The following is a 26,284-nucleotide window of genomic DNA, read 5'->3' as shown; positions in this document are numbered from 1 at the left end:
GGAGGCCAGGTGTCGGGCAGTGCGGACCAGGGGCGCCATCCGGCCCTCCCCCAACTCCGGCTCGACCAGCTCCTCGACGAGCTCCAGGCGCGGCTGGACGCGGCCCGGTCCACCCAGGACCGGATGCACAGCCTCCTGGAGGCCGTGCTCAGCGTGGGCCGCGAGCTGGACCTGGAGCAGGTGCTGCGCCGGATCGTGGAGTCCGCGGTGGTGCTGGCGGACGCCGAGTACGGCGCGCTGGGCGTGGTCGACCGGCACCGGCTCTCGCAGTTCCTGCCGGTGGGCATGTCCGAGGAACAGGCGCACCGCATCGGGCCGTTGCCCAGTGGCCACGGGCTGCTGGGCGAGCTGATCCGCCACCCCCAGCCGCTGCGGCTCACCGATCTGTCGGAGCATCCGGCCAGCTACGGCTTCCCCGAGCACCATCCGCCGATGCGCTCGTTCCTGGGCGTGCCGATCCGGGTCCGTGACGAGGTCTTCGGGAACCTCTACCTGACCGAGAAGCGCGGCGGCGTCCAGTTCGACGCCGATGACGAGGCGGTGCTGACCACCTTGTCGGTCGCCGCCGGGGTGGCCATCGACAACGCCCGGCTGTACCACGAGAGCCGGCGCCGCGAGCAGTGGCTGGAAGCGCTCGGCGTGATCACCCGTACGCTGCTGGCGGGCACCTCGGCGGGCGAGGTGCTGAGTCTGATCGCCCGGCTCGCCCTCCAGGTGGCCCTCGCCGACTCGGCGGCGATCCTGCTGCCGGCCACCGGTACGGACTCGCTGATGGTCGAGGTGGCGGAGGGGCATGACGCCGAGCTCATCGGCGGGCTCGTGGTGCCGTCCGACGGCTCGCTGGCCGGGCTCGCGGCCCGCACCGGGCGCCCCGCGGTCGCCTCGGACGTACGGGTGGACTCGCGGGCCCGGTCCTGGCCGCTGCCGGCTCCGGAGAGCGAGTTCGGCCCGGTGGTGGCCGTACCGCTGGTCGCGGGCGAGCGGGCCTCCGGTGCGCTGCGGCTGTGCCGGCTGGCCGGGCGGCAGCCGTTCGACGACCATGAGGTGGAGCTGCTCTCGGGGTTCGCGGCGCAGGCGGCCCTGGCCCTGGAACTGGCTCGGCACCGCGCCGAGTCCGAGCACATGGCGCTGCTCCAGGACCGGGACCGGATCGCCCGGGACCTTCACGATCTGGCCATTCAGCGGCTCTTCGCGACCGGGCTCACCCTGCAGAGCGCGGGTCGGCTGATCGAGCGCCCGGAGGCGGCCGAACGGGTGGGGCGGGCCGTCGACGACCTGGACGAGACCATCAAGATCATCCGCTCCACGATCTTCGCCCTGCGCACGGTCGGGGACGACGGCGGTGAACCCGCCACGCTGCGGCGCCGGCTGGTCAATGCCGTCCGCTCGGCCTCGGACACCCTGGGCTTCGCCCCGTCGCTGCTGATGGACGGCCCGGTGGACACCGATGTGCCGGACGAGACCGGCGACCATGTGCTGGCGGTGCTGGCCGAGGCGCTCAGCAACACCGTGCGGCACGCCCATGCCCAGCGGGTGGAGGTGCGGCTGACCGTCGGCGCCGACATCACCCTGGAGGTCACGGACAACGGGGTGGGCACCGGGGGCGCCGCCCCCAGCGGAGGGCTGATCAATATGCGGTCACGGGCCGAACTCCTGGGCGGCACTTTGGACATCGAGGCGCCCGAGGCGGGCGGCACCCGGCTGATCTGGTGCGTCCCCCTGTACCGCCGACGGCCCGCCGGAACGGCGAAAGGGCTGGCCCCGTGATATTGCTCTCTCTCCGCCGAATACGCGCATATCCGGCCCGCCATGCGGTACTCACGAATGGGGAAGGGGGTATGTGATCCATGCGAATGATCTGGGGGCTGTGGCGCTGGCGGCGCAACCCGCTGCGCCGTAAGACGGACGTGCTGGAGGCGTGCGCGGCGCTGGTCGCCGCGGTGCTCATCCTGCTCGTCGCCCCCGCCGTCGGCTGGACGTCGGGGTCCCTGGCACACGGGGCGCTGATGAAGGCCGCGCAGAAGCAGCGCGCCGAGCGCCATCCGCTCTCGGCCACCGTGGTGAAGGTGCTGCCGCATCCACCCATCGACTCCGATCCCGAGACCGCTTCCGCGAGGGACGCCCATCGCCGCGTCCTCGCCCGCTGGACGGGGCCGGACGGCAGCAGACACGAGGGCACGCTGGGTGCTCATCCCGGCGCGGATCCCGGTGAGCGGTTCCGGATCTGGACCGACGACCACGGCAGCCCGGTGGGCCGCCCGCTGGACACCGCGACGGCCGCCACCCACGCCGTGCTGGCCGGAATCGGCGCGGCCGGGGTGACGGTGGTCCTGGTGGACGGCGCCCGGCGGCTGGTCGTATGGCGGCTCATGCGCCGGCGCTACACACAGTGGGGCATCGCCTGGGAGCGGGCCGGTCAGGACTGGGGACGGGCGGACGCCGACAGCTGACCTGTGCGAGCGGGCACCGCCCGGCCGGGAGTTGTCATACGAACACACAACTCCCCCCGTGCTCCACAGCCACGTCAACTCATGGCGCCTCGCGCACGCTACGGTGGGGCATTCCATATGCGCAGCGGCAGTCAGCAGCGGCGGTCAGGCGCGCACACCGGCAACGCACGAGGTGGGGGCACAGCAGCACCATGGCACAGGGCTCGGTCGTCCAGGTGACGCACAGCGGAACGTCTCGGTGGCGGCGCCGCACCGGAGAGTACGCCTCCCTCACGGCGGCCCTGGAGGCCGCCGGGGACGGTGACGTGCTCTCCATCTCGCCCGGCACCTACCGCGAGAATCTGGTGGTGGGCCGGGCCGTCACCCTGCGCGGGCCCGAGGGCTCGGCACGCGGTTCGGTGCGGATCGCGCCGGTGGACGGAGTCGCGCTGACGATACGGGCCTCCGCCGTGGTCCAGGATCTGCATGTCGAGGGCCAGGACTCGGCCGCCCCCGCGCTGCTGATCGAGGACGCCACCCCGGAGCTGACGGACGTACGGGTGGCCACGCGCTCGGCGGTCGGCATCGAGGTGCGCGGCGGCGCCCGCCCGACCGTGCGGCGCTGCACCGTGGACAACCCCGCGGGCGTCGGGCTCAGCGTGCTGGACGGCGCGGGCGGGGTGTTCGAGGAGTGCGAGGTGGTGGCCGCCGGGCAGTCCGGGGTGGCGGTGCGCGGCGGCGCCCGCCCGCGCCTGGACCGCTGCCGGGTGCACCACGCGTCCGGCGCGGGGTTCTCGCTGACCGGCGAGGGCTCCTCGCTGGAGGCCGTCGGCTGTGAGGTGTATGAGATCCGGGGCGCCGGGGTGCAGGTCTCCGGGCGTGCGACGGGGAATCTGACCGACTGCCGGGTGCACCGTACGACGGGCGACGGGGTCAACCTGGACACGGACGCGGTGCTCACGCTCGCCGACTGCGAGATCCATGACGTCCCGGAGAACGCGATCGACCTGAGGTCGCGTTCGGTGCTGACGCTGACCCGCTCCACGGTGCGCCGGTTCGGGCGCAACGGGCTGTCGGTGTGGGATCCGGGCACCCGGGTGGACGCCAACCAGTGCGAGCTGCACGAGAGCACCGGCGACTATCCGGCGGTGTGGGTGAGCGACGGGGCCACCGCGGTGCTCGACTCGTGCCGGGTGCGCGAGGTGCCGGACGCGCTGTTCGTCCTGGACCGGGGGTCGCGGGTCGACGTGGTCGACAGCGATCTGTCCCAGGTGCGCTCCACCGCGGTCTCGGTCAGCGACGGGGCCATCGTCCAGCTCGACGACTGCCGCATCCGGGAGGCGGCCACCGGGGCGTGGTTCCGCGACCACGGCAGCGGCGGCACGCTCGCCAACTGCACCATAGACGGCGCGGCCACCGGAGTGATCGTCACCAAGGGCGCCGATCCGACGGTCGAGCGCACCACGGTCTCCGGGCCGACGGAGGCCGGGTTCTACGTCTCCGCCGAGGGCCGCGGCACCTTCACCGGCTGCCGGGTGACCGGCAGCGGGGGCTATGGCTTCCACATCATCGACGGCTGCCGCACCACGCTGACCCGGTGCCGTACGGAGCGCTGTGCGCGCGGGGGCTACGAGTTCTCCGAGGCGGGTCCGATCGTCGAGGACTGCACCAGCGACGAGAGCGCCACCACGGCGCTGGGCTCCCCGGGCGCGCCCGCCCAGCCCCAGATCACCGCGCCCGCCGTGGAGACCGTCTCGACGGGCGGGCTGCTGGGCGGCGTCCCGGCGCAGCGGGCCGCCCAGACCTCCGCGCCCGCCGCCGAGCCCCCGGTCGCCGTCCGCCCGTCCACGGCGGTGCTGGGCGAGCTGGACGCGCTGGTCGGGCTGGAGAGCGTCAAGCGCGAGGTGCGGGCCCTCACCGACATGATCGAGGTGGGCCGGCGGCGTCAGGAGGCCGGGCTCAAGGCCGCCTCCGTCCGCCGCCATCTGGTCTTCACCGGCTCCCCCGGCACCGGTAAGACGACGGTGGCCCGGCTCTACGGGGAGATCCTGGCCTCCCTCGGGGTGCTGGAGCGCGGCCATCTGGTGGAGGTCTCCCGGGTGGACCTGGTCGGTGAGCACATCGGCTCCACGGCCATCCGCACCCAGGAGGCGTTCGACCGGGCGCGCGGCGGGGTGCTGTTCATCGACGAGGCGTACGCCCTCTCCCCGGAGGACTCCGGCCGGGACTTCGGCCGGGAGGCCATAGACACGCTGGTCAAGCTGATGGAGGACCACCGGGACTCGGTCGTGGTCATCGTCGCGGGGTACACGGCGGAGATGGAGCGCTTCCTGTCCGTCAACCCCGGTGTGGCCTCCCGTTTCTCGCGCACCATCACCTTCGGCGACTACAGCCCGGAGGAGCTGCTGCGGATCGTGGAGCAGCAGGCCGAGGAGCATGAGTACCGGATCGGCGAGGGTGCGTCGGAGGGGCTGCTGAAGTACTTCACGGCGCTTCCGAAGGGCCCGGCGTTCGGTAACGGCCGCACCGCCCGGCAGACCTTCGAGGCGATGGTGGAGCGGCACGCGGGTCGGGTCGCCCAGCTGAGCGACCCGACCACGGACGACCTCACGCTGCTCTACCCCGAGGACCTGCCGGAGCTCATCTGACCGACGGCCTCCTCCTCCGCCGGTGGCGGCGTCTGCTCCGGGAGCCGGGCCAGCAGCCCGGCCCGCTCCCGGTCGAAGACGGGGTCGGCCTGGTAGTCGCCGTGTCCCAGGATCGGCGCGGGCAGCGGGTGTTCGGTCGTACGGCCGTAGGCCAGCGGGTCCTTGAGCGCGCCGCAGTCGACCTCGGGCCCGCTGCCGTCGGGCAGCTTGATGGGGCCGCCGATCGGGTCGGTGTAGCGCCACAGATTGCGCCAGCAGCGCACCTCGCCGTGGAGCGAGAGCAGCTGGGTGGGCCCGAAGTAGGCGGGGAACCAGCGTCCGTAGAGCCGCTCCAGCGGTGAGCCGTAGGTGAGCAGCGCGACCTGGCCGCGGGTGCGGTGGTCCACCTGCCAGACCGCGGCGGCGGCCAGCACACTGCCCTGGGAGTGGCCGGAGATGACCAGCCGGCCGCCGTGCCGGCGGGTCCAGGTCTCCATCCGCCAGGTGAGATCGGGTACCGCCCGCTCGGCGTAGCACGGCGGCGCGAAGGGGTGGGCGGCGCGCGGCCAGAAGGTGCCCACGTCCCACAGGATGCCGATGGTGCGGCGCGCGGAGGGGCTGCGGTAGGCGCGGCGGGCCCAGGTGACCAGCATCAGGAAGGCCAGCCCCATCAGCCAGGAGCCCAGCGCCTGCGCGGTCTGGGCGGCGGCGTCCACGGCTCCGGGCGCGCCGTCGGCGGCCCGCCCCGGCACCTCGTGGGTGACCCAGGCCGCGGTGACGGCCAGGGCGCCGAACAGCAGGGTGAGCAGCGCGACGGGGCCGACGATCCAGGGGGCGGAGTCGGTGAGTCCCGCGCGGGCGATCGTGCCCGCGATCCGCCGGGTCCGCACGGCGTCGGGCCGCTCCCCCGGGTAGCCGTCCATGATGGTCGGCAGCAGCCGGTTGCGCACCCGCCACACCCTTACGGTGAAGATCACCAGCAGGACGACCAGGACCAGCAGCAGCGCGGGGATGGCCGTGGCCAGCCAGGTCAGCAGCACCGGCGGCGCTGTCCCCGGCCCCTCACCCGGGGTGCCGCCGCCGTCCAGCCAGTCGGCGAAGCGCTGGCCGACACCGCCCGCCAGCACCGCGCCGAGCCCGCAGGCGAGCACGGCGACCGCGGGTCCGGCGAGCCCGTACAGCGGGGTGCGGCCGGGCGCGGCCCGGTGCAGGACCAGGGCGCACACCGCCATGGCCACGATCAGCGCGCCCTCCCCTATGGCGATGGCGCAGAACGCCTCGTTGCCCGGCAGCTGGCCGGTGGAGACCCAGCCCGGGCGGGACCAGCCGGCGTACAGGACGGAGAGGGCAAGCACCGCGAGGGCCGCACCGGGCAGCGCGGTGATGGTGAGGCGGTCAAGCTCGCCGTCGACCTTGGACTCGCTGCGGCCGCGGTAGCACACCACGGCCACCACCGTGACCGCGCACGCGCAGAGCAGCGTGAGCAGCGCCCAGCCCGCGGTGTCGTGCAGCCCGCTGCCGCCCGGTTCGCGGTCGTAGGTGGTGGTGGGCAGGGTCAGGCCCGCCGCGATGGTGAGGAAGCCCGCGGCGGTGTGCGCGGCGCGCAGCCGGGCGACGATCCTGCGGCCGTACCAGAAGCCGGGCAGGCACAGCGCGGGGCGGTTGCCCGCCTCGGGGGCGGACTCGTCGACGGGGCGCTCCAGCGGCGGGGAGGCCTCGTACGCGCTCCAGGTGCGGTTGGACAGGTACCACAGCAGTCCGGTGAGCGCGCCGGGCAGCACCGCGGCGAGGGCGAGCCTGCGGCCGGGCTGGCTCCACCAGCCGTGGTTCTCCGGGGACAGGAAGCCGAGCCAGGACTTGCCCCCGGCGCAGTCGGCCGAACCGGCGCACTGCCAGGCGACCAGGTCCAGGGCCACCTCGCAGGCCCCGGCGATCAGCAGCACGGTCAGGGTGAGCGCCACGAGCCGGACGAGCAGGCCGTAGGTGCGCACGGTCCGCTCGCGCCGGTCGGCCGGGGGCCGCATCCAGTGGGCGAGGTTGGCGACCATGAACGGCAGTAAAAGCAGCCACAGGGCGCGGGAGCTGTTGCCCGAGGTGAGGTTGCACCAGACGTACGCCTCGCGGATCGGGCCGTCGCGGTCCGGGCCCTCGCGGTCCTCCGGCGGGCGCTGCTCGGCGTCGATGTCGTCCGCCCTGCGGTAGACCGCCGCGGTCTCGTCGCCGGTGACCAGGCTGGTGCGCGGATCGCCCAGCATCTCCTCGGGGGTGGTGCCGCCCACCCCGTGGACGAGGAGTTCGAGATCGGGTGGTGGCGCCCCGCCCTTGCGGGCCGTCATGGCCTGTTCCGACGCGTCGGCCGGTGTGTCCGTACGCATGGTCGATGGCACCGTGTCCCCCGATCCGGTGTGGTGCGGTCGTGCCGGCTCCAGGATTGTGCCCATCGGCCACCTTCCCCGACCCTGACACGGCGGGCGTGGCGAAATCGTAACCCTGGGTGCACCGGCACTCGGCTGTCCTCGCCTCATGCGAAGATGAACGCGCGGGCGACGAGGGCCGGCCGGAGGGAGACGTGGCAGGGTGAGCGACAACCAGAACCTGCTCGCGGAGCAGCGGCGTGCCCTGATTCTCGATGAGGTCAGGCGGCGCGGCGGGGTGCGGGTCAACGAGCTGACGCGCAAGCTCAATGTCTCGGACATGACGGTTCGTCGCGATCTCGACGCGCTGGCCAGGCTGGGCGTGGTGGAGAAGGTGCACGGCGGGGCCGTGCCGGTGGCCGAGGCGAGCACGTACGAGCCCGGATTCGAGGCCAAGTCGGGGCTCGAGCTGAGCGCCAAGGAGGACATCGCCAAGGCGGCGGCCGCGATGGCCACGCCGGGCACCGCGATCGCCCTGGCCGGGGGCACGACGGCGTTCGCGCTGGCCCAGCAGCTGCTGGAGGTGCCCGATCTGACGGTGGTCACGAATTCGGTCCGGGTGGCCGACGTGTTCTACAACGCCCAGCGGTCGGCGGCGCTCGGCGGGGTGGGCCCGCGCCCCGGCGCGGCCACCGTCGTGCTCACCGGCGGGGTGCGGACGCCGTCGGACACGCTGGTGGGGCCGGTCGCGGACGCGGCGGTGCGCTCGCTCCACTTCGATGTGCTCTTCCTCGGGGTGCACGGGATATCGGTGGAGGCCGGTCTGTCCACGCCGAACCTCGCCGAGGCGGAGACCAACCGCCACTTCGTCCGGGCCGCGCGGCGGGTGGTGGTGGTCGCGGACCACACCAAGTGGGGCACGGTGGGGCTGAGTTCCTTCGCCTCGCTGGACCAGGTGGACGCGCTGGTCACGGACCCGGGGCTGCCGGAGGAGGCGCGGGCGGAGATCTCCGAGTATCTGCCGGAGCTGGTGGTGGCGGGCGAGCCGGTCCGCACCGCAGACATCTGACACCCCGGCAGTTATCGTGTGTCCATGACACACCGGTTGCGTTCCGTCGGGCTGGAGTACGCCGAGGCCGCCCCGGTGCGGCTCGTCTTCGTCGCCAAGATCTCGGCCGCTCCGGAGGCGGTGTTCGAAGCGTTCACCGACGTCGAGGGCTGGCCGCGGTGGTTCCGGCAGGTGAAGGACGCCCGCTCCACGGACGGCGGCAAGGGCAGGGAGATCCGCCTCATGGGCGGCACCCGCTTCCGCGAGACGGTCATGGCGGCGGATCCGCATGAGCGCTACGCCTACCGTGTCGACGAGACCAACGCACCGGGGCTGCGGGCGCTGCTGGAGGAGTGGACGCTGCGGCCCTCGGACGGCGGGACCGTGGTGCGCTATGTCTTCGCGGTGGACGGCACGGCGCTGCTGCGCGGTGCCGTACGGGCGATGCGGCCGGGTCTGCGGCGCGCGTTCCACCAGGCGGTGCGGAACCTGGACCGGATGGTGGCGGCGGCCTGACGAAGGCCGTACGGGCGGGGCGGCGACCGTAAGGACGTGGCGGCGGCCATACGCGCGTGACGGTGGCCGTAAGGGCGGAGGTCAGTCAGTCCAGTTGCCCGTGGTGAGGAAGATGTCGAGCGTCTTCACATACGGCTCGATGTCCAGCCCCTGCTCCTCGAGCCACGCGTCCGAGTAGTACTTGTCCAGATACCGCTCCCCCGGATCGCACAACAGCGTCACCACGCTCCCGGTCCGCCCCGCGGCGACCATCTCCGCGACGATCCGCAGCGCGCTCCACAGCCCGGTACCGGTGGAGCCGCCCGCCTTACGGCCGATGGCCCGCTCCAGGGCGCGCACGGCCGCGACGCTCGCCGCGTCCGGGACCTTCATCATCCGGTCGATCGCGCCCGGTACGAAGCTGGGCTCCATCCGGGGGCGGCCGATGCCCTCGATGCGTGAGCCGTGGTCGCTGGAGGCGTGGGTGTCGTGGTGGACCCAGCCGTCGAAGAAGCAGGAGTTCTCCGGGTCGGCGACGCACACCCGGGTGTCGTACTGCATGTAGTGGACATAGCGGGCGATGGTCGCCGAGGTGCCGCCGGTGCCCGCCGTGGCCACGACCCATGCCGGTTCGGGATAGCGCTCCAGACGCAGCTGCTGATAGATCGACTCGGCGATGTTGTTGTTGCCGCGCCAGTCCGTGGCCCGCTCGGCGTAGGTGAACTGGTCCATGTAGTGACCCCCGGATTCCGCCGCGAGGGCGGCGGACTCCTCGTACATCGTCCGCGGGTCGTCCACGAAATGGCACTGGCCGCCATGGAATTCGATCAGGCGGCATTTCTCCCGGCTGGTCGTGCGGGGCATCACCGCGATGAAGGGCACCCCGATCAGCTTGGCGAAGTACGCCTCGGATACGGCGGTCGAGCCGCTGGACGCCTCGATCACGGGCTTGCCCGGCCGGATCCAGCCGTTGCACAGCCCGTAGAGGAACAGCGAGCGTGCCAGGCGGTGCTTGAGACTTCCCGTGGGGTGGGTGGACTCGTCCTTGAGGTAGAGGTCGATCCCCCAGCGCTCGGGCAGCGGGAAGCCCAGCAGATGGGTGTCCGCGGACCGCTGGGCATCGGCCTGCACCTTACGGACGGCTTCCTTCAGCCACGCGCGGTAGCCGTGGTCGCTGCGATCCACGTCGATGGTCTCGATACTCCCGCGCGCCGTGCCGTCCAACGCCCACTCCTCCTGCTTGTGCCTCATGCCCAGCCCAGGTGGCATACTCATGCCGTTTCGATCCTCATTGTCCCCCAGTGCGCCCTGGTGTCCGGGGCCGGTCACGGGCACACTGCGCAACAGGGAAAATGAGAGGCGGCGGCACAGTGCCAGCCGGAGCCATCGGGGAGGCGGTTGTGATGGCCGATACGGAGTTCAACGCCAGAGGAGTGCGGATCGAGCGATTCCTGCGCTCGGTCACCCGCGCCGGACAGGTCATGATCAAGGACGGCAGGCTGCAGTTGCTGACCAGTTACGGCAGCGAGATCGACAGTGCGCCCGTGCAGTCGGTGCGTGCGAGCAAGCCCTGGTTCGTGGACGGGGACCAGGCCATGGCCACGGTGAACGGCACCCGTTACCGCCTCACTCTCGGCTCGCAGGACGCCAAGTCCACCTCGGCCAAGTCCGGCTCGGGCGCCGCCAGCCGCTTCCTCGACGCCGTCCGGTCCGCCCGGGGGCATGCCTCGAAGAGGTGACGCGGCCGAGTTGCGCGTGCGCGCGGTGGGACCGACCCTGGACGAGTATCAGTATCACTGAGGGTCAACAAGCGGTGACGCTGAGAACCGTCCCACCGGTCGCGCCCAGCAGCCACCACTGCTGAACGTGTTCGTCGCCCGCATCTGAATCAGGCTAGCCCCACGTCTTCAGGGAGTCGCAGCCGTGATCAGTCGTCCTAGCAGGCATTGCACGGTGGAGCTGCAGGCCCTGCCGTCGCGGATCGGACAGGTCCGCAGAATCGTGTCGGCGCAGTTGCGCTACTGGCATCTGGATCCGCTCATCGACCCGGCGGCGCTCGGCGTCACCGAACTGCTCACCAATGTCCATCGGCACGCCGAGCCGGACAAGCAGTGCACGGTGGAGATCGCTCTCATGCTGGACCGGCTGACCGTCTCGGTCCGCGACCAGGATCCGCGACTGCCTCGCGTCCAGGCGTGCGATCCCCTCGCCACGCATGGCAGGGGGCTCGCGCTGGTCGCGGCCGTCAGCCAGAGCTGGGGGATGCACGCACGGGACGATGGCGGCGGGAAGGTCGTCTGGTTCACGCTGGCCGTGCCGCGGCCCACCGCCACCGCCAAGCCGCCCTTCGCGTCGCATGGAACGGGCCGCGCCGGAACGGGCCGCGCCGCGCCGCCCCTTCGCACAGGTGCCTCCCGTCCGGCGCCGGCGCCCACCGTGCCCCTCACCGGCCCCGTGCCCGAGCCCGCCACCGCCCCGGCACCGGCGCCTGTCGCCCCGGCACCCGTCGCCCCGGCACCGACGCCCGCGCCCGTCACCCCCGAACCCGTCGCCGCGGCACCGGCCCCCGCTGTCGCCGCTCCGGCCCCGGCACCGGCCGCGCCCGCCGCCCCGGCGCCCGCGGTGCGCGAGCGGGCCCCCGCGGCCGCCCGGTCGGCAGCCGCCCGCTGAGCATGCGAGCGTCCCGCCTCCGGCGAGGCGGGACAGCCCGGATGCGCCCGGCGGTCCGTACCGCCCCGGCCTCCGCCGTCAGAGGGCCCCGCCCTTCGTCGCATGGCGGCCGAACTGCTCGTCCAGGACCGACAGTCGGCGCCAGTACTCGTCCTCGTCGATCTCACCGGCCGCGAAGCGACGGCCCAGCACCGCGATCGGCGATCGCTCGCCGAAGTCCACGGGGCCGGGGCCGTGCCGCCAGGGGGCGCGTCCGCGCCATCCGGCGCGCCGCAGCACGAAGACCGCGCCGCCGACGACCAGCGCCCACATCAGCGGGACGAGCAGAATCCACGGTCCGGGGCCGTCGCCGTCGGCGAAGCCGTGCGCCAGGGTGTTCATGGTGATCGCGCTCCTCGGGAGTGGGTTTCTCATGGCCCTCATCTCGTGGCCACTCCCGAGGATCACTCCCTTACGGTGCCCCGGTCGTCGTACGGCCGACGACAGTTCCGGTACCTCCCGGGGAGTACGCGCACCGGCTCGGCCGCATTCTGTACCTACTAGTGTGTACGATCAACGGAGCCGAGAACGAACACCCACGCGAACGCACGCCCCGCCGACAGGAGTTCACCGATGCTCGCCATGCAGTACCGGATCACCCTGCCCGCCGACTACGACATGAAGATCATCCGGCACCGGGTGGAGACGAAGGGGCCACTGCTCGACGACTTCTCAGGGCTGGGCCTCAAGGCGTACGGCATCCGGGAGCGCGGTGTGGACGGCTCGCCGGTCCATCAGTACGCCCCGTTCTATCTGTGGACCTCGCCCGAGGCCATGAACCGCTTCCTGTGGGGCCCTGGGTTCCAGGGCATCGTCCGGGACTTCGGCAGGCCCTCGGTCGAGCACTGGCAGGGGCTCGGCTTCGAGCGGGGCCCGGCCGCGGGCACCGTGCCGCGCGCCGCCACCCGCCACGCCGAGCCGGTCCCGGCCGCCGCCGATCCCGCCTCCGCCGTCGGGGGCGCGCTCGCGCGGCTGGCCGAGCGCGCCCGTGAGGACGGCGTCCACACCACGGCCCTCGGCGTCGACCCGCACGGCTGGGAGCTGATCCACTTCACCCTCTGGGAGGAGTCGGCACCGCCCTCGGAGCCCGGCGACCGCTACCAGGTGCTCCATCTGTCGACCCCGGACCTGGACGCGCTGCCCCGGGGCCGGCACTGGTGACCGCTGAGCGGGTCAGCCCACGCCCAGGGCCGCCAGCGGATCGTCCAGCACCGGCTGCCAGGCCAACTCCGCCGCTCCGACCAGGCTGTTGTGGTCCAGCGTGCACGGCAGGATCGGCACGCCCCCGCTCCGGCCCCACAGGCTGCGCTCAGCCACCACCGCGCGCAGCCGTTCCGGGTCGGCTTCCAGGAGCTCGCGGTGCAGCCCGCCGAGGATGATGCGGTCCGGGTTGAGGATGTTGACCAGACCGGCGAGTCCGAGGCCGAGGCGGTCGATGAGCTGCTCGGTGGCCGCCCTTACGGACGCCGCCGTGGCGTACTCCTCGCGCAGCAGATCGCGGGCCTGCTGCAGCAGGGACACCTCCGGGCCCGGTGCGCGCCCGGCCGCCGTGAGGAAGGCGAGCGGATCGGTCTCGATGTCCAGACAGCCACGGCTGCCGCAGTGGCAGGGCGGGCCCTCGGGGTTGACGGTCAGATGGCCCACCTCGAGGGCGAGCCCGGCGCTGCCCGTGTGCAGCCGTCCGTCGAGCACCAGCGCGCCGCCGACGCCCCGGTGCCCGGTGGCGACACAGAGCAGGTGCTGGGCGCCGCCGCCCGCGCCATGGCGGTGTTCGGCGAGCGCGGCCAGGTTGACGTCATTGCCCGCGAAGCCGGTGACCGGCTCACCGTCGTCGCCGCGGATCCCGGCCGCGGCCAGGCTGCGGCTGAACAGCTCGCGCACCGGAGTGCCCGCGGGCCAGGCGATGTGCAGCGGGTTCAGGGCGGTGCCCTCCGGTTCGGCGACCGCGGACGGGACGGCGAGCCCCGCGCCGACACAGCGGCGGCCGGTCTCCCGCAGCAGTCTGGCACCGGCCTCGACGACCGCGTCGAGGACATGCGCCGGGTCGGCGGGCACGGTCATGCAGCCGGGGGCGGTGGCCACGGTCTGCCCGCCGAGCCCGACCAGCGCCGCGCGGAAGCCGTCGGCGTGCACCTGGGCGGCGAGCGCGACCGGCCCGTGAGGGGCGATCGACAGCCGGTGCGAGGGACGGCCCTGTGCCCCGGCGGCCCCGAGCGGCCGCGAGTCGACCTGGATCAGGCCGAGCGCCTCCAACTCGGCGGCGACGGCGCCCGCGGTCGCTCGGGTCACCCCGAGTTCGGCGGTGAGCACGGCGCGGGTGGGGGCGCGGCCGGTATGGACGAGTGCCAGTGCCGGGCCAAGAGCGCTTCGGCCGCGCTCGAGCCTTGTCCGTGTCTGGGTCACGCCTCTATTCTCACTTTGTGCCGACTCCAAACAAAACACGGACGGCCATTCCGGGCGCGCGCCGTTCCGTCTCCACGGATCGCGACCTCACCCGACTCCGCGCCGCCATCACCGCGTTCTTCTTCCTCGACGGATTCGTGTTCGCCGGATGGGTCGCCCGGATCCCCGCGATCAAGGACCGGACGAGCGCTTCGGAGGGCGCGCTGGGGCTGGCGCTGCTCGGTGTGTCGGCGGGCGGTACGGCCACGATGATGGCCACCGGACGCCTGTGCCGCCGCTTCGGCAACCATCCGACGACGGTGGCCGCCGGTGTGCTGCTCGCGGGCTCGGTCGCGCTGCCGCCGCTGGCCCACTCCGCGCTCGCCCTCGGGCTGGTGCTGCTGGTCTTCGGCACCGGGTTCGGCGCACTCAACGTGGCCATGAACAGCGCGGCCGTCGACCTCATCGCCGCCCTGCGCCGCCCGGTCATGCCCGGCTTCCACGCCGCGTTCAGCCTGGGCGGGATGGCCGGGGCCGGGCTGGGCGGGCTGATCGCCGGCCATCTCTCCCCCACTCGCCATCTGTCGCTGCTCGCGGTCTTCGGGCTGCTGCTCACGGCCGTCGCGGGCCGGGCGCTGATCTCACTGCCGGTGCCCACGCCGCGGGGCGGCACGGGGCCCGCGGCCGAGTCCGGTCAGGCCACCGACCTCGGATCGCCCCCCGGCGCACAGCGGCTGGGCCGCGCCCGGTGGCTCGTCGCCGTATTCGGCCTGATCGCGCTCTGCACGGCGTACGGCGAGGGTGCCATGGCCGACTGGGCCGCGCTCCATCTGCACCAGGACCTCGGCACGTCCGCCGGGCTCGCCGCGGCGGGCTACGCCGTCTTCGCCCTGATGATGGCCGTCGGGCGGCTGAGCGGCACCGCGCTGCTCGAACGGCTCGGCCAGACCAGGACGTTGATCGCGGGCGGCGCCACGGCCGCGGCCGGAATGCTGCTGGGCTCGCTCGCGCCCACGATCTGGCTCGCCCTTCTCGGCTTCGCGGTCACCGGGCTGGGGCTGGCCAACCTCTTCCCGGTCGCCATCGCGCGGGCGGGCGCGCTGACGGGGCCGGGCGGGGTCGCCGCGGCCTCCACGCTCGGCTACGGCGGCATGCTGCTGGGCCCGCCGACGATCGGCTTCCTCGCCGACTGGTACTCGCTGCCGGTCGCGCTCACCACGGTCGCGGCGCTGGCGGCCGTGGCGGCCGTCGTCGCGTACGGCACGCGGAATGCCGCGCGCACGACCGGAAGCTGACGTTCCGGCGGCCCGGCCGGGCGTTGTCGGAGGCGGCTGGCATGATTCCGCCATGGAGACTGCCGAGTTGATCGAAATCGTGGACCGCGAGGGCCGGTTGCTGGCCGACGCCGCGGCCGAGGCCGGGGTCGACGCCCCCGTGCCCACCTGCCCCGACTGGCGCGTCCGTGATCTGCTGTCCCACATCGGCCAGGTGCACGGCTGGGCCACCCGGATCGTCGCCGAGGGCCTGACCGAGCCGGTCCGGCCGACGGTCGAGGCGGCACCGGCCGACGCCGAGCTGGTGTCGTGGTACCGCGAGGTCCATGGCCGACTGGTCGACGCCCTCACCCATGCCGACCCCGAGGTGAAGTGCTTCACCTTCCTGCCCTCGGAGGCCCCGCTGGAGTTCTGGACCCGGCGCCAGGCCCATGAGACGGCCATCCACCGGATCGACGCGGAGTCGGCGCGCGGCGGGGACTTCTCCCCGTTCACCCCGGAGTTCGCGGCCGACGGGGTCGATGAGCTGCTGGCCGGTTTCCACAGCCTGGACCGGTCCCGGGTGCGCACGGACACCCCGCGCACGCTCCGGATGAGGACCACGGACCAGGGGGCAGTCTGGACGATGCGGCTGTCCCAGGATGCCCCGCGCACCGAGCGCCACGGCGAGGGGGCGGCCGACTGCGAGCTCAGCGGCCCGGCCCGCGACCTCTATCTCGCGCTCTGGAACCGGCTGCCGATCACGGCGCTGACCACCGAGGGGGACGAGAAGCTGGCCGAGCTGTGGCGGGAGCACTCGGGGATCTGACCTCCCGGCCGCTCGGGGCGCGACCACACCGCCCGGGTCGCGCCCACCGCCCGGGTACGCCCGCCGCTCGGGTACGCCCGCCGCTTGGTCGCGCCCACCGCCCGGGTGAGCCGACCACTTGGGTTACCGGTGGGTAATAACCCGTGTTAGCTTCCTGTCATGTCACGTCGATCGATGTCGCCGCGCGGACTGCGCCGCGCGATGAACTGGTGGCCGCCCTATCTCTTCGCCGGAGTGCGGGTGGTCCACCTCGCGGAGGACTGGAGCAGCGCCCGCGTCAGCCTGCGGCTGCGCCGCTTCAACTCCAACTACGTGGGGACCCATTTCGGCGGCTCGCTGTTCTCGATGAGCGACCCGTTCTGGATGCTGCTGGTGATGCGACGGCTCGGCCGGGACTACATCGTCTGGGACAAGGCGGGCGAGATCGACTTCGTCTCGCCCGGCCGCGGTGACGTGTTCGCCGACTTCAAGCTCACCGAGGAGCGGCTGGAGGAGATCCGCGAGGCCACGGCGGACGGCGGCAAGGCGCTGCCGTGGTTCGAGAACGAGGTGGTCACCGCGGACGGTACGGTCGTGGCACGCGTACGGAAGCAGCTGTATGTGCGCCGGAAGCACCATGACGGGCAGCGCGGGCCGGGGCCGGGGAGGACCGACCCGGCGGCGGCCACCGGACACCAGGCGAAGGGCTGAGACGAGATGACCGGACCCCGTACCCAGGACGAACGCGACGCGCTCACCATCGAGATAGTGTTCGCCCTGGTCACGGCCGGTCTGCTGGCGGCCGTGCTCTATGTGGCGGTCGCGAGCCCCGCCCTCTTCGGCGACCTGGAGCGGGCCCACGAGCGGGCCTGGCAGGGAGCCGCCTTCGCGGTGGCCACCGTCGGATTCGCCATCCGCCTGGTGCGGGCGCTGTGGCTCTTCTCCCGGCAGAGGCGCTGATGACCCAGGGCCAGGGCCGGCGCCACGGCCAGAGCCAGGACCCGCAGCCCGCACGGTGGCAGTGCGCCGGGGCGCGCTGGCGCCGCGACGGGCCCGCGCTGGTCTGGCGCCATCCGGCCCAGGGGGAACGGCTCTCCCCGCTGACGCCGGACCGCCCGCTCTCGTTCACCACCGGGCCCCGGCGCGCCTGCGTCGGCGTCCGAAGGGGCGCCCGGCACACCCCGTGCCCGGCCGGGGCCGAGGTCCCGGCCGCCGCCGTATCGGCGCAGTGCCCGGACTGCGCCCGGCTGGACCGCTCGTACTCCGTGGCCGCCGACACCCGTACGGACGATCCGCGCCCTTACGACGTCTATCTCGCCTGGTTCGGACCGGAGTTGGTCAAGGTCGGGATCACCGCGGCCGAGCGGGAGGGGGCACGGCTGCTGGAGCAGGCCGCGCTCTCGTACTGTCTGCTGGGCCGCGGCCCGCTGATGGCCGCGCGCCGCGCCGAGGCCGTGCTGGGCGCCGCGCTCGGCGTCCCGGACCGCTTCCCGTACGCCGCCAAGCGCACCGCCCGCGAGGCCCCGCCGCCCCCGGAGCGACGGGCCGCCGACCTCGCCGCGCTCCACCAGCGGGCGCGCGGCCTGGGCGGTCTGCCGGAGTCGCTGGCCCTGGCACCGTTCGAGCCGGTACACCATGACTCGGTGTTCCACCTGGACCGGGTGCGCCCCGCGCCGGGGCTGATCCAGCTCGCCCCCGAGACCACCGTGGCCGGTCGTATCGACGCCGTGGCGGGCCCTGACATCCATCTGACCTCGACGGACGGCCGGGCCCTGCTGCTGGACACCCGGCAGCTGGCGGGCTGGCCACTGGCGGCGGCCGCGGCGGACGCCCCGACGACCGCGCCGGTGGCGCGGCGGGAGCGGGAGGCGGAGGCCCCGGAGGGGCTGTTCTGAGCGGAGGGGCTGTTCCGAGGGGAGGGGCTGTTCCGAGGGGAAGGGCTGTTCCGAGGGGAAGGGCTGTTCCGAGGGGGCTGTTCCGAGGGGAGGGTTACGCCCCCGGACCACTGAGCCCGGACCACCGAGCCTCGCTCAGCCGAGCCAGCCCGGCCGGACCAGGCCCGACTCATAGGCGAGCACGACGAGTTGGGCGCGGTCCCGGGCGTCCAGTTTGACCATCGTGCGGCTCACATGGGTCTTGGCGGTGAGCGGGCTGACCACGAGCCGCCTGGCGATCTCCTGGTTCGACAGCCCCATGCCGACCAGGGCCATCACCTCCCGCTCCCGCTCGGTCAGCTCCGCCAGCGCAGCCGCGGGCGCGGGTTCCCTGGACCGGGCCGCGAACTCGGCGATGAGACGGCGGGTCACCCCGGGCGACAGCAGCGCGTCGCCGCCGACGACCGCGCGCACGGCCCGCAGCAGCTCTTCCGGTTCGGTGTCCTTGACCAGGAAGCCGGAGGCGCCGGAGCGGATCGCCTCGAAGACGTACTCATCGAGTTCGAAGGTGGTCAGCATGACCACCTTCACCCCGCCGAGGGCCGGGTCCCCGGTGATCCCCCGGGTGGCGGCGAGGCCGTCGAGCACCGGCATGCGGATGTCCATGAGGACGACGTCGGGACGCCGCTCCCGTACCAGCGCCAGCGCCTGCTCCCCGTCCGCCGCCTCGCCGACCACCTCGATATCCGGCTGCGCGGCCAGCAGCGCGCGGAATCCGGCGCGGACGAGGAGCTGGTCGTCGGCGAGCGCGACACGGATCACGGTCCCGGGCCCGTCCTCATCCCTCATGGGGTCACCCTCCCGTCCTCATCCCTCATGGGGTCACCCTCCCGTCCTCATCCCTCATGGGGTCACCCTCCCACCCTTGTCCCTCACGGGTTCTCCCTCCCACCCTTGAACGGGATCCTGGCCCGGACGCGGAAGCCGCCGTCCGGGCGCGGGCCCGCCTCCGCTGTGCCGCCGAGCGCGGCGGCCCGCTCGCGCATGCCGACCAGGCCGTTGCCGCCGCCCGTCGCCCCGTCCCCGGTCGCGGGGCCATCGTCGTCCACCCGTAGCTCCAACTCACCGGGGGCATAGCGCAGCAGCACACGGGCGTTCCGGGAGCCGGAGTGGCGGACGATGTTGGTCAGGGCCTCCTGCACGATACGGAACGCCGCGAGATCGGCGCCCGGCGGCAGAGCCGTCCGTACGCCCTCCACCTCCACCCGCACCGCGAGCCCCGCGTCCGCCGCCTGACCGGTCAGCTCCGCCAGCCGGTCCAGGCCGGGCGCGGGTGAGCGCGGCGCGGCGCCGGGCGCGCCGGAGCCGGAGGCCCGCAGGGTGTCGAGGACCTGTCGGACCTCGCCCAGCGCCTCCTTGCTGGCCGCCTTGATGGTGGTCAGCGCGGTGCGGGCCTGCTCGGGGTCCTGGTCGAGGAGGGCCAGCCCGACGCCCGCCTGGACGTTGATGACCGAGATGCTGTGGGCGAGGACGTCATGCAGTTCGCGGGCGATCCGCAGCCGCTCCTCGTCGGCCCGGCGGCGCGCCGCCGCCTCCCGTTCGGCCCGTTCCCGGGCCCACTGCTCACGCCGTACGCGGACGAGTTCGGAGGCGGCCACGATCGCCGCCGCCCAGGCGGTGACCACCAGCTCCTGCCCCCATCCGACGGGCCCGTCGTCGCCCGGCGGCAGCCAGCGGTAGAGCCAGTGGCCGATGAGCAGATGGCTCCCCCACAACAGCCCGAGCGCGCTCCACGCGGCGATCCGCCGCCCGGCCGCGATGGCCGTCACACAGGCGACGACGACGCTGAGGAAGACGGGCCCGTACGGATAACCGGCGGCGAGGTAGACGGCGGTCACCACCGCCGTGCCGACCACGACCGTCCCGGGGCGGCGATGGCGCATGAGCAGCAGCGCGGGCCCGGCGAGCAGCAGCGCGGCGCTCCCGGGCCCGAGGCCCGCCCGGGCGGGCTGATCATGTGCGGCGAACCCGGTGCCCACCATCTGGATGACGGCGATGGCGACCGAGGAGCGCCAGGGCACGGCCGAACGCGCTGGGTCGAAGGGCGCCCCGCGCCGCCATCCGCCCGGCCGCTGCCCCGGGCCGTGCTCCCCCGTGAATCCGTGCATACGGGCAACGCTAAACCGGCGGCGCGGCCCAGGCGTCCCCCCTGCGCGGTGCCCGCGCCTACTCCCGGCGGAGTAGACGCCCGTGCCCTGCCGAGCAGATCGCGGGACAGGGCCGACCCGAACCCGGCGCCCCGCCGCGCCGGACGTGGGGCAAGCCCAAACCGAACACCTGCGGCGCCCGGCGACGACCCGTGCGAGCCCGCACGCGGCGGAGCCGCATATCGTTCAGAGCAGCCCGCCGCAGGCGTCAAGGTCCGTCGGACACTCCCTAGCCCCGGTCCATCGCCCCCAGGGCGCGGCGGGCGGCCGGGTGGGTGCGGACGAGGTCGCCCAGCGTGGTCGTGCCACGGGTGATCTTCGTGAAGGCGCGCCACGCCGGGCGGAAGCCGGTGATCGCCGCGTGGAACATCCCGGGGCGGCGGGCGAAGACCGTGTGCAGACGGCGGCCGACACCCATCTCCACACCCAGCCCCGCCTTGATCGCGAAGGCGTAGTTCAGGGCCTGGCGGCGGGCGTCCACCGCGTCGTGGGCCTCGGCGACGCGCACCGCCCACTCCCCCGCCAGCCGGCCCGAGCGCAGCGCGTAGGAGATGCCCTCGCGGGTCCACGGTTCCAGCAGCCCGGCCGCGTCGCCGCACACCAGGACCCGGCCGCGCGACAGCGGCGAGTCGTCGGCGCGGCAGCGGGTCAGATGGCCGGAGGAGATGCTCGGCTCGAATCCGGCGAGGCCGAGCCGGGCGATGAAGTCCTCCAGGTAGCGCTTGGTCCCGGCGCCCTCGCCGCGCGCCGAGATGACGCCGACGGTAAGGGTGTCGCCCTTGGGGAAGACCCAGCCGTAACTCCCCGGCATCGGGCCCCAGTCGATGAGCACGCGGCCCGCCCAGTCCTCCGCGACGGTCTCCGGAACGGGGATCTCCGCTTCCAGGCCGAGGTCCACCTGGTCCAGCTTCACGCCGACGTGCGCGCCTATGCGGCTCGCGCTGCCATCCGCGCCGACCACGGCCCGCGCCAGCACGGTCTCACCGTCGGAGAGCACCACGGCGACCGTCCGCCGGTCGGGCACGGCCGGGCCGTGCTGCTCGACGCGGGTGACCGCGACGCCCGTACGGACCTCGGCGCCCGCGTCCTTGGCGGCGTCGACCAGGGCCGCGTCGAACTCCGGCCGGTTGATCAGCCCGAAGAGCGCGTGCTTGGAGCGCCGGGTGCGGGACAGCTTGCCGTTCAGCGAGAACGTCACCGCGTGCACCCGCTCCCGCAGGGGCAGTTCGAAACCGGGCGGAAGGGCGTCGCGCGAGGGGCCGATGATGCCACCGCCGCAGGTCTTGTAGCGCGGCAACTCGGCCTTCTCCAACAACAGCACCCGGCGCCCGGCGCAGGCGGCGGCATGGGCCGCGGAGGCACCCGCCGGACCCGCGCCCACTACGACGACGTCCCATACCGTCTCATTGTCCGGGGCTGCGTTGTCGCTGCTCACGTGTGGATCCGCTCCCAATCGACCGACCTGATGCGCCTACCCGGCATCCTACGGCTCCCCGGCGGATGACCCCGCTGTGGGATGATCGGCCACGCGGCATCAAGCCGTACATACGTGCCCATCGCCGCGCATCCCGCCGCCGGCCCGTCGCACCCCAGGAGGGTCCCCCATGGAGAAGGCGCCTCTCGCCGCCACCGTCGCCGCCCTGCAGCCGCGCGCCAGGGCCGAGCTGGCCGAGCTGGTGGCCTTCAAGTCGGTGGCGGACCCGGCGCAGTTCCCGCCCGGCGAATGCGAGGCGGCCGCCCGCTGGGTCGCCGACGCGCTGCGCGCCGAGGGGTTCGAGGACGTGGCGCTGCTGGACACGCCCGACGGCACCCAGTCCGTCTACGGCTTCCTGCCCGGTCCGGCCGGTGCCCCGACCGTGCTGCTCTACGCGCACTACGACGTGCAGCCCCCGCTGGACGAGGACGCCTGGCACACCCCGCCCTTCGAGCTGACCGAGCGTGACGGCCGCTGGTACGGGCGGGGCGCCGCGGACTGCAAGGGCGGCGTGATCATGCATCTCACCGCGCTGCGCGCGCTCAGGGCCAACGGCGGGGTCCCGGTCAACGTCAAGGTGATCGTGGAGGGTTCGGAGGAGCAGGGCACGGGCGGTCTGGAGCGCTACGCCGAGGCCCGTCCGGAGCTGCTGACCGCCGACACCATCGTGATCGGAGACGCGGGCAACTTCCGGGTCGGGCTGCCGACTGTCACCGCCACGCTGCGCGGGATGACGCTGCTGCGGGTCTCGGTGGAGACCCTGGAGGGCAATCTGCACTCCGGCCAGTTCGGCGGGGCGGCCCCGGACGCGCTCGCCGCGCTGATCCGCGTCCTGGACTCGCTGCGCGCCGAGGACGGCTCGACCACCGTCAAGGGCCTCGACGCGGACGCGGCGTGGGACGGGCTGCAGTACCCGGACGAGGAGTTCCGCAAGGACGCCAAGGTGCTCGACGGGGTCGGGCTGATCGGCTCCGGTACGGTCGCCGACCGGGTCTGGGCGCGCCCGGCGGTCACCGTGCTCGGCATCGACTGCCCGCCGGTGGTCGGCGCCACCCCGTCCGTCCAGGCGGGCGCGCGGGCGCTGATCAGCCTGCGGGTGCCGCCGGGCGTGGACGCGGCCGAGGCCAACCGGCTGCTCGCCGAGCACCTGCGGTCCTCGGTGCCGTGGGGCGCGCGGCTTTCGGTCGAGCAGCTCGGCCAGGGCCAGCCGTTCCGCGCGGACACCACGAGCCCGGCGTACGCGGCGATGCGGGAGGCGATGCGCCTGGCGTACGACGGCCAGGAGATGGCGGTCGCCGGGCAGGGCGGCTCGATCCCGCTGTGCAACACGCTGGCCTCGCTCTACCCGGAGGCGGAGATCCTGCTGATCGGGCTGAGCGAGCCGGAGGCACAGATCCACGCGGTCAACGAGAGCGTCTCGCCCGAGGAGTTGGAGAAGCTCTCGCTCACCGAGGCACTGTTCCTGGGGATGTACGCGGCGGGCAACGGCTGATCCCCCTTCACCTCGCAGCGGGTCGGCGGGCGGCCCACGGGCTGGGCCGGCCCGGTCAGCCCGTGGGGACGCCCGCTTCGAGGTACAGCGGACGGCCCTGCTCACGGGCGCGCAGCGCCCAACGCAGCCGGCTCAGCCGCACCGGTGGCAGCAGCTCGGCGGCCTCGCTCTCGGTGACGAAGCGCCAGCCGCGCAGTTCGGAGCCGGGCAGCAGCACCTCCTGGGCGGCCGCGCTGGAGAGCTTGCCGCCGTCGAAGAGCAGCCGCAGGCCCCCGTAGCCGGGCGGCTGGGGGCGTTCCCAGTCGGCCACCAGCAGCCGCAGCGGTTCGTCCAGCCGTACCCCCAGTTCCTCGGTGACCTCGCGCACCCCGGCGCACATCGGGGGTTCGCCCGGTTCGACGACGCCACCGGGGAACTCCCAGCCGGGCTTGTAGGTGGGGTCGACGAGCAGCACCCGGTCCTCCTCGTCGAAGAGCAGGACCCCGGCGGCCAGCGTCTCCGCCCTCGGCTCGGGGGTCTGCACGATGTCGCAGATCCCGGCGCCCTCGCGGACCGCGTCGGCGATGTGCTGGGCGGTCTGGCGCGGGCTGAGCCCGGTGGTGTCCACGACATGGGCATCGGTGGTCAGCCAGGTCAGGGCGGCCCGGTAGGGCGCGAGATGGGCCAGGCACCACTGGCGTACGGACTCGCTCGCGTCCGCGTCCCCGGGTATCTCCTCGCGTTCGGCTATGCGCTCGCGAAGGATCGTTTCATCGGTGTGCAGCAGAAGATGCCGTACGGGGATGCGGCGGGCCGCGAAACCGCCGAAGATCTCATCCCGGTACTCCTGTCTGAGGACCGTCATCGGGACCACGAGCGGGCCGCCGACCTCCGCGATCAGCGCCGCTCCGGTGTCCACCACCAGCCGGCGCCAGGAGGGCAGATCCTGGTAGTCGGAAACCTGCTCAAGACGTTTCCGCGGGAGCATCATCCGCAGACCGTTACCGACCAGCTCCGGGTCGTAGAACGTACTGCCGGGCATGAAGTCCACCAATTCGCGGGCCGCGGAGGTCTTACCCGCACCGAACGCACCGTTCAGCCAGACGATCACATTTCCCCCTATTCCATCGCCTCCTGACAGTTGCCCGCATCACCCTGTCACGGAAACGCGCGAAGACGACCGAGTGACGGATCGCGTCGCTCCGGACGGGTTGGGCGGGGGACGCGGGACGGGGCGGCGGAGCGTGGTCGGGGATCTTGTGGCGCTTGTGCCACAGGGGTCACCGTGGCCACATGAGCCACGGTGACCCCTGCCGTATCAGCCCTTGCTGGCGCCGAGGGTGAGTCCCGCGATGAAGTGGCGCTGCAACAGCAGGAAGACCAGCACCGTGGGAAGCGCCACGATCACCGAGCCCGCCGCGAGCAGGTTGTAGTCGGTGAAGAACTGGCCGCGCAGATTGTTGAGCGCGGAGGTGATGGGCAGCTTGTCGCCGTCGGAGATGAAGACCAGCGCCCACAGGAAGTCGTTGTACATCCAGGTGAATTGCAGGGTGGCGAGCGCGGCCAGCGCGGGCCGGCACAGCGGAAGCGTGATGTTCCAGTACTGCGTCCAGACCCCCGCCCCGTCCACCCGCGCCGCCTCCACGATCTCATCGGGAATGGTGCGCATGAAGTTGGCCAGGACGAAGACGCAGAATCCCACCTGGAAGGCGACCTGAACGGCGAGCACGGCCCAGTAGGAGTCGTACATCGTCATCGAGTCCGACATCCAATAGGGCAGATTGATCTTGGTGAAGAGCACATAGAGCGGGGTGACGATGACCTGCTGGGGCAGCAGATTTCCCGCCGTGAACACCATCAGCAGCACCAGCCCGCCGCGTATTCTCAGCCGGGTCACGCAGAAGGCGACGAACGAGGCGAGAAACAGCGTCAGCAGGACCCCGGGCACCGCGATGATGAGCGAGTTGACGAAGTACTTGCCCATCCCGGAGTCATTGAACGCCTTGGCGTAGTAGTCGAACGACAGATGGCGCGGCAGCGAGAAATAGCCGTATTTCGCGGTCTCCTCGTACGGCCGCAGCGAGGCGTAGACGGCGAGCAGCAGCGGGGCGAGGAAGGCGAGCGACACGACCATCAGAAAGGCGTGCAGCCCCAGCCGGCCACGGGTCACCCGGCGCTTACCGGTGCCGGTCACCGGGGTCGCGGTCCGTACGGGGGCGGGCGGAGTGGTGACGGTCATCCCTTCTTCCCCCCTCGCAACTCCTGGACCAGATAGGTCACGATGAATCCCAGGGACACGGTCAGCAGGACGACGGCGATCGCGGAGCCGAATCCGATCCGGCTGGCCTCGCCGATGATGTTGTCGGTGACCAGCACCGAGAGCAGTTCGAGCCCGTTACGGCCATGGTTGATGGCATAGACGATGTCGAAGGCGCGCAATGCCTCGATCACGGTGATGACGCCGACGATGATATTGACCGGCCGCAGGGTGGGCAGCACCACCCGGAAGAAGGTCTGGGTCTCGCTGGCGCCGTCGATCGCGGCCGCTTCCTTGAGCGAGGGATCGACGGATTTCAGCCCGGCCAGATAGAGGATCATCACATACCCGGTGTGCCGCCAGGCGGCCGCCAGCAGCACCATCCAGATATTGAGGTCCGGGTCTCCGAGCCAGTCCACCGGGTCGTTCTTGTTGGCGAGGATCGCGTTCAGCGCACCCTGGTCACGGGAGAAGACCAGCTGCGCGATGAAGCCGACGATGGCGAGGGAGAGCACCACCGGCATATAGAGGGTGGACTGGTAGAAGCGGCTGAACCGGACACCCTTGTCCAGCAGTACGGCCAGCAGCAGCCCGAAGGGCGTCGCGACCAAGCCGAGAAAGGCCACCCAGAGCAGATTGTTGCGGACCGCGGGCCAGAACGGCGGATAGTCGGTGAAGAGCGTCTTGTAGTTGTCGATGCCCACCCAGTGGATATCGCCGATGCCGTCCCAGTTGGTGAAGGACAGGCCGATGGAGGCGAGGGTCGGGCCCCAGATCAGGGCCAGTTCGAGCAGGATGGGTATGCCCAGCAGCACGCCGATGACGGCGAGGTCGCGGGAGGTGAATCTCCGCGGACCCCGCCGTTTGGCACGCCGCGCGGTCGGGAGCGGCACGGC

At 72.8% G+C, this 26,284-nt stretch carries 23 protein-coding genes and 1 pseudogene; 14 read left to right on the top strand and 10 right to left on the bottom strand.

Features of this window, described 5'->3' with window-relative positions:
- Positions 1-9: 9 nt before the first annotated feature.
- From LIV37_RS43765 to LIV37_RS43755, 3 genes are all read left to right on the top strand, one after another.
- Positions 10-1,767 carry a GAF domain-containing sensor histidine kinase gene (locus LIV37_RS43765; RefSeq protein ID WP_020873490.1) on the top strand — a complete coding sequence of 586 codons (1,758 nt, stop codon included), beginning with the start codon at positions 10-12 and terminating at the stop codon, positions 1,765-1,767.
- Between the two features lie 80 nt (positions 1,768-1,847).
- Complete coding sequence (locus LIV37_RS43760; RefSeq protein ID WP_121823808.1) at positions 1,848-2,450, top strand: Rv1733c family protein; 603 nt, start codon at positions 1,848-1,850, stop codon at positions 2,448-2,450.
- A 191-nt stretch (positions 2,451-2,641) separates the two neighbouring features.
- Entirely contained in the window at positions 2,642-5,077 is a 2,436-nt protein-coding gene (locus LIV37_RS43755; RefSeq protein WP_020873488.1) for a right-handed parallel beta-helix repeat-containing protein, read from the top strand.
- On the opposite strand, the gene LIV37_RS43750 is transcribed toward LIV37_RS43755, so the two are convergent.
- Positions 5,047-7,431: a hypothetical protein gene (locus tag LIV37_RS43750; RefSeq protein WP_373920792.1), complete on the bottom strand. Its 2,385-nt coding sequence runs from the start codon at positions 7,429-7,431 to the stop codon at positions 5,047-5,049. The two genes, LIV37_RS43755 and LIV37_RS43750, sit on opposite strands and share 31 nt — an antisense overlap.
- Before the next feature lie 202 nt (positions 7,432-7,633).
- Here LIV37_RS43750 and LIV37_RS43745 point away from each other — a divergent pair, with 202 nt between their 5' ends.
- Both LIV37_RS43745 and LIV37_RS43740 read left to right on the top strand, forming a co-directional pair.
- Positions 7,634-8,479, top strand: a complete 846-nt coding sequence (locus LIV37_RS43745; RefSeq protein ID WP_020873486.1) for a DeoR/GlpR family DNA-binding transcription regulator — start codon at positions 7,634-7,636, stop codon at positions 8,477-8,479.
- Between the two features lie 24 nt (positions 8,480-8,503).
- The gene (locus LIV37_RS43740) at positions 8,504-8,974 is read left to right on the top strand and encodes an SRPBCC family protein (RefSeq protein ID WP_121823809.1); all 471 of its coding nucleotides are present in this window, start codon (positions 8,504-8,506) and stop codon (positions 8,972-8,974) included.
- An 81-nt stretch (positions 8,975-9,055) separates the two neighbouring features.
- On the opposite strand, the gene LIV37_RS43735 is transcribed toward LIV37_RS43740, so the two are convergent.
- Positions 9,056-10,204: a PLP-dependent cysteine synthase family protein gene (locus LIV37_RS43735; protein ID WP_020873484.1), complete on the bottom strand. Its 1,149-nt coding sequence runs from the start codon at positions 10,202-10,204 to the stop codon at positions 9,056-9,058.
- 152 nt (positions 10,205-10,356) lie between these two features.
- On the opposite strand from LIV37_RS43735, the gene LIV37_RS43730 reads away from it, so the two are divergent.
- A complete protein-coding gene (locus LIV37_RS43730) occupies positions 10,357-10,692 on the top strand; it encodes a hypothetical protein (protein WP_020873483.1) in 336 nt (111 codons plus the stop codon).
- 184 nt (positions 10,693-10,876) lie between these two features.
- A pseudogene (locus LIV37_RS43725) lies at positions 10,877-11,317 on the top strand (ATP-binding protein); the annotation flags it as partial.
- A 384-nt stretch (positions 11,318-11,701) separates the two neighbouring features.
- Here the strand turns inward: LIV37_RS43725 and LIV37_RS43720 are convergent.
- A complete protein-coding gene (locus LIV37_RS43720; protein ID WP_020873481.1) occupies positions 11,702-12,004 on the bottom strand; it encodes an SHOCT domain-containing protein in 303 nt (100 codons plus the stop codon).
- A 231-nt stretch (positions 12,005-12,235) separates the two neighbouring features.
- Here LIV37_RS43720 and LIV37_RS43715 point away from each other — a divergent pair, with 231 nt between their 5' ends.
- The gene (locus tag LIV37_RS43715; RefSeq protein WP_121823811.1) at positions 12,236-12,823 is read left to right on the top strand and encodes a DUF4865 family protein; all 588 of its coding nucleotides are present in this window, start codon (positions 12,236-12,238) and stop codon (positions 12,821-12,823) included.
- Positions 12,824-12,835: 12 nt separating this feature from the next.
- Here the strand turns inward: LIV37_RS43715 and LIV37_RS43710 are convergent, their stop codons facing one another.
- Positions 12,836-14,065, bottom strand: coding sequence for an ROK family protein (locus LIV37_RS43710; protein ID WP_020873479.1), 1,230 nt, complete (start codon positions 14,063-14,065; stop codon positions 12,836-12,838).
- Between the two features lie 17 nt (positions 14,066-14,082).
- Here LIV37_RS43710 and LIV37_RS43705 point away from each other — a divergent pair, with 17 nt between their 5' ends.
- The 5 genes from LIV37_RS43705 to LIV37_RS43685 all read left to right on the top strand — a co-directional run bounded on the left by LIV37_RS43705 (position 14,083) and on the right by LIV37_RS43685 (position 18,000).
- Positions 14,083-15,339, top strand: a complete 1,257-nt coding sequence (locus LIV37_RS43705) for an MFS transporter (protein ID WP_121823812.1) — start codon at positions 14,083-14,085, stop codon at positions 15,337-15,339.
- A 52-nt stretch (positions 15,340-15,391) separates the two neighbouring features.
- The gene (locus tag LIV37_RS43700; RefSeq protein WP_020873477.1) at positions 15,392-16,126 is read left to right on the top strand and encodes a maleylpyruvate isomerase family mycothiol-dependent enzyme; all 735 of its coding nucleotides are present in this window, start codon (positions 15,392-15,394) and stop codon (positions 16,124-16,126) included.
- Positions 16,127-16,285: 159 nt separating this feature from the next.
- Positions 16,286-16,816: a DUF4442 domain-containing protein gene (locus LIV37_RS43695; RefSeq protein WP_243146046.1), complete on the top strand. Its 531-nt coding sequence runs from the start codon at positions 16,286-16,288 to the stop codon at positions 16,814-16,816.
- A gap of 6 nt (positions 16,817-16,822) precedes the next feature.
- Complete coding sequence (locus tag LIV37_RS43690) at positions 16,823-17,065, top strand: DUF6332 family protein (protein ID WP_020873475.1); 243 nt, start codon at positions 16,823-16,825, stop codon at positions 17,063-17,065.
- Positions 17,065-18,000, top strand: a complete 936-nt coding sequence (locus LIV37_RS43685) for a DUF2797 domain-containing protein (RefSeq protein ID WP_020873474.1) — start codon at positions 17,065-17,067, stop codon at positions 17,998-18,000. The genes LIV37_RS43690 and LIV37_RS43685 overlap by 1 nt, the downstream gene beginning before the upstream one ends.
- Before the next feature lie 135 nt (positions 18,001-18,135).
- On the opposite strand, the gene LIV37_RS43680 is transcribed toward LIV37_RS43685, so the two are convergent.
- The 3 genes from LIV37_RS43680 to LIV37_RS43670 form a co-directional block, all read right to left on the bottom strand.
- The gene (locus tag LIV37_RS43680; protein WP_121824927.1) at positions 18,136-18,801 is read right to left on the bottom strand and encodes a response regulator transcription factor; all 666 of its coding nucleotides are present in this window, start codon (positions 18,799-18,801) and stop codon (positions 18,136-18,138) included.
- A 110-nt stretch (positions 18,802-18,911) separates the two neighbouring features.
- Complete coding sequence (locus tag LIV37_RS43675; RefSeq protein WP_020873472.1) at positions 18,912-20,147, bottom strand: sensor histidine kinase; 1,236 nt, start codon at positions 20,145-20,147, stop codon at positions 18,912-18,914.
- 268 nt (positions 20,148-20,415) lie between these two features.
- On the bottom strand, positions 20,416-21,621 hold the full coding sequence (locus LIV37_RS43670; RefSeq protein WP_020873471.1) for a geranylgeranyl reductase family protein: 1,206 nt from the start codon (positions 21,619-21,621) through the stop codon (positions 20,416-20,418).
- A 169-nt stretch (positions 21,622-21,790) separates the two neighbouring features.
- On the opposite strand from LIV37_RS43670, the gene LIV37_RS43665 reads away from it, so the two are divergent.
- Positions 21,791-23,152 carry a dipeptidase gene (locus tag LIV37_RS43665; protein ID WP_020873470.1) on the top strand — a complete coding sequence of 454 codons (1,362 nt, stop codon included), beginning with the start codon at positions 21,791-21,793 and terminating at the stop codon, positions 23,150-23,152.
- A 55-nt stretch (positions 23,153-23,207) separates the two neighbouring features.
- On the opposite strand, the gene LIV37_RS43660 is transcribed toward LIV37_RS43665, so the two are convergent.
- From LIV37_RS43660 to LIV37_RS43650, 3 genes are all read right to left on the bottom strand, one after another.
- Positions 23,208-24,242: an NUDIX hydrolase gene (locus tag LIV37_RS43660; RefSeq protein WP_020873469.1), complete on the bottom strand. Its 1,035-nt coding sequence runs from the start codon at positions 24,240-24,242 to the stop codon at positions 23,208-23,210.
- Between the two features lie 207 nt (positions 24,243-24,449).
- The gene (locus LIV37_RS43655) at positions 24,450-25,370 is read right to left on the bottom strand and encodes a carbohydrate ABC transporter permease (protein ID WP_020873468.1); all 921 of its coding nucleotides are present in this window, start codon (positions 25,368-25,370) and stop codon (positions 24,450-24,452) included.
- On the bottom strand, positions 25,367-26,281 hold the full coding sequence (locus LIV37_RS43650) for a carbohydrate ABC transporter permease (RefSeq protein ID WP_020873467.1): 915 nt from the start codon (positions 26,279-26,281) through the stop codon (positions 25,367-25,369). Before LIV37_RS43650 ends, LIV37_RS43655 begins: the two co-directional genes overlap by 4 nt.
- Positions 26,282-26,284 lie beyond the last annotated feature (3 nt).

It is taken from the genome of Streptomyces rapamycinicus NRRL 5491, assembly GCF_024298965.1.
In the GTDB taxonomy this organism is placed as follows: domain Bacteria; phylum Actinomycetota; class Actinomycetes; order Streptomycetales; family Streptomycetaceae; genus Streptomyces; species Streptomyces rapamycinicus.
The sequence above is the reverse complement of the archived record's forward strand: the minus strand, read 5'-3'. Positions and strand labels throughout refer to the sequence as shown.

What these genes read in the sequence shown, in the direction of transcription:
- LIV37_RS43755 (WP_020873488.1), top strand. Translation starts at nt 2,642, where the DNA reads ATGGCACAGGGCTCGGTCGTCCAGGTGACGCACAGCGGAACGTCTCGG.
- LIV37_RS43690 (WP_020873475.1), top strand. Translation starts at nt 16,823, where the DNA reads ATGACCGGACCCCGTACCCAGGACGAACGCGACGCGCTCACCATCGAG.
- LIV37_RS43760 (WP_121823808.1), top strand. Translation starts at nt 1,848, where the DNA reads ATGCGAATGATCTGGGGGCTGTGGCGCTGGCGGCGCAACCCGCTGCGC.
- LIV37_RS43700 (WP_020873477.1), top strand. Translation starts at nt 15,392, where the DNA reads ATGGAGACTGCCGAGTTGATCGAAATCGTGGACCGCGAGGGCCGGTTG.
- LIV37_RS43735 (WP_020873484.1), bottom strand. Translation starts at nt 10,204, where the DNA reads ATGAGGCACAAGCAGGAGGAGTGGGCGTTGGACGGCACGGCGCGCGGG.
- LIV37_RS43740 (WP_121823809.1), top strand. Translation starts at nt 8,504, where the DNA reads ATGACACACCGGTTGCGTTCCGTCGGGCTGGAGTACGCCGAGGCCGCC.
- LIV37_RS43695 (WP_243146046.1), top strand. Translation starts at nt 16,286, where the DNA reads ATGTCACGTCGATCGATGTCGCCGCGCGGACTGCGCCGCGCGATGAAC.
- LIV37_RS43685 (WP_020873474.1), top strand. Translation starts at nt 17,065, where the DNA reads ATGACCCAGGGCCAGGGCCGGCGCCACGGCCAGAGCCAGGACCCGCAG.
- LIV37_RS43750 (WP_373920792.1), bottom strand. Translation starts at nt 7,431, where the DNA reads ATGCGTACGGACACACCGGCCGACGCGTCGGAACAGGCCATGACGGCC.
- LIV37_RS43655 (WP_020873468.1), bottom strand. Translation starts at nt 25,370, where the DNA reads ATGACCGTCACCACTCCGCCCGCCCCCGTACGGACCGCGACCCCGGTG.
- LIV37_RS43665 (WP_020873470.1), top strand. Translation starts at nt 21,791, where the DNA reads ATGGAGAAGGCGCCTCTCGCCGCCACCGTCGCCGCCCTGCAGCCGCGC.
- LIV37_RS43720 (WP_020873481.1), bottom strand. Translation starts at nt 12,004, where the DNA reads ATGAACACCCTGGCGCACGGCTTCGCCGACGGCGACGGCCCCGGACCG.
- LIV37_RS43715 (WP_121823811.1), top strand. Translation starts at nt 12,236, where the DNA reads ATGCTCGCCATGCAGTACCGGATCACCCTGCCCGCCGACTACGACATG.
- LIV37_RS43675 (WP_020873472.1), bottom strand. Translation starts at nt 20,147, where the DNA reads ATGCACGGATTCACGGGGGAGCACGGCCCGGGGCAGCGGCCGGGCGGA.
- LIV37_RS43730 (WP_020873483.1), top strand. Translation starts at nt 10,357, where the DNA reads ATGGCCGATACGGAGTTCAACGCCAGAGGAGTGCGGATCGAGCGATTC.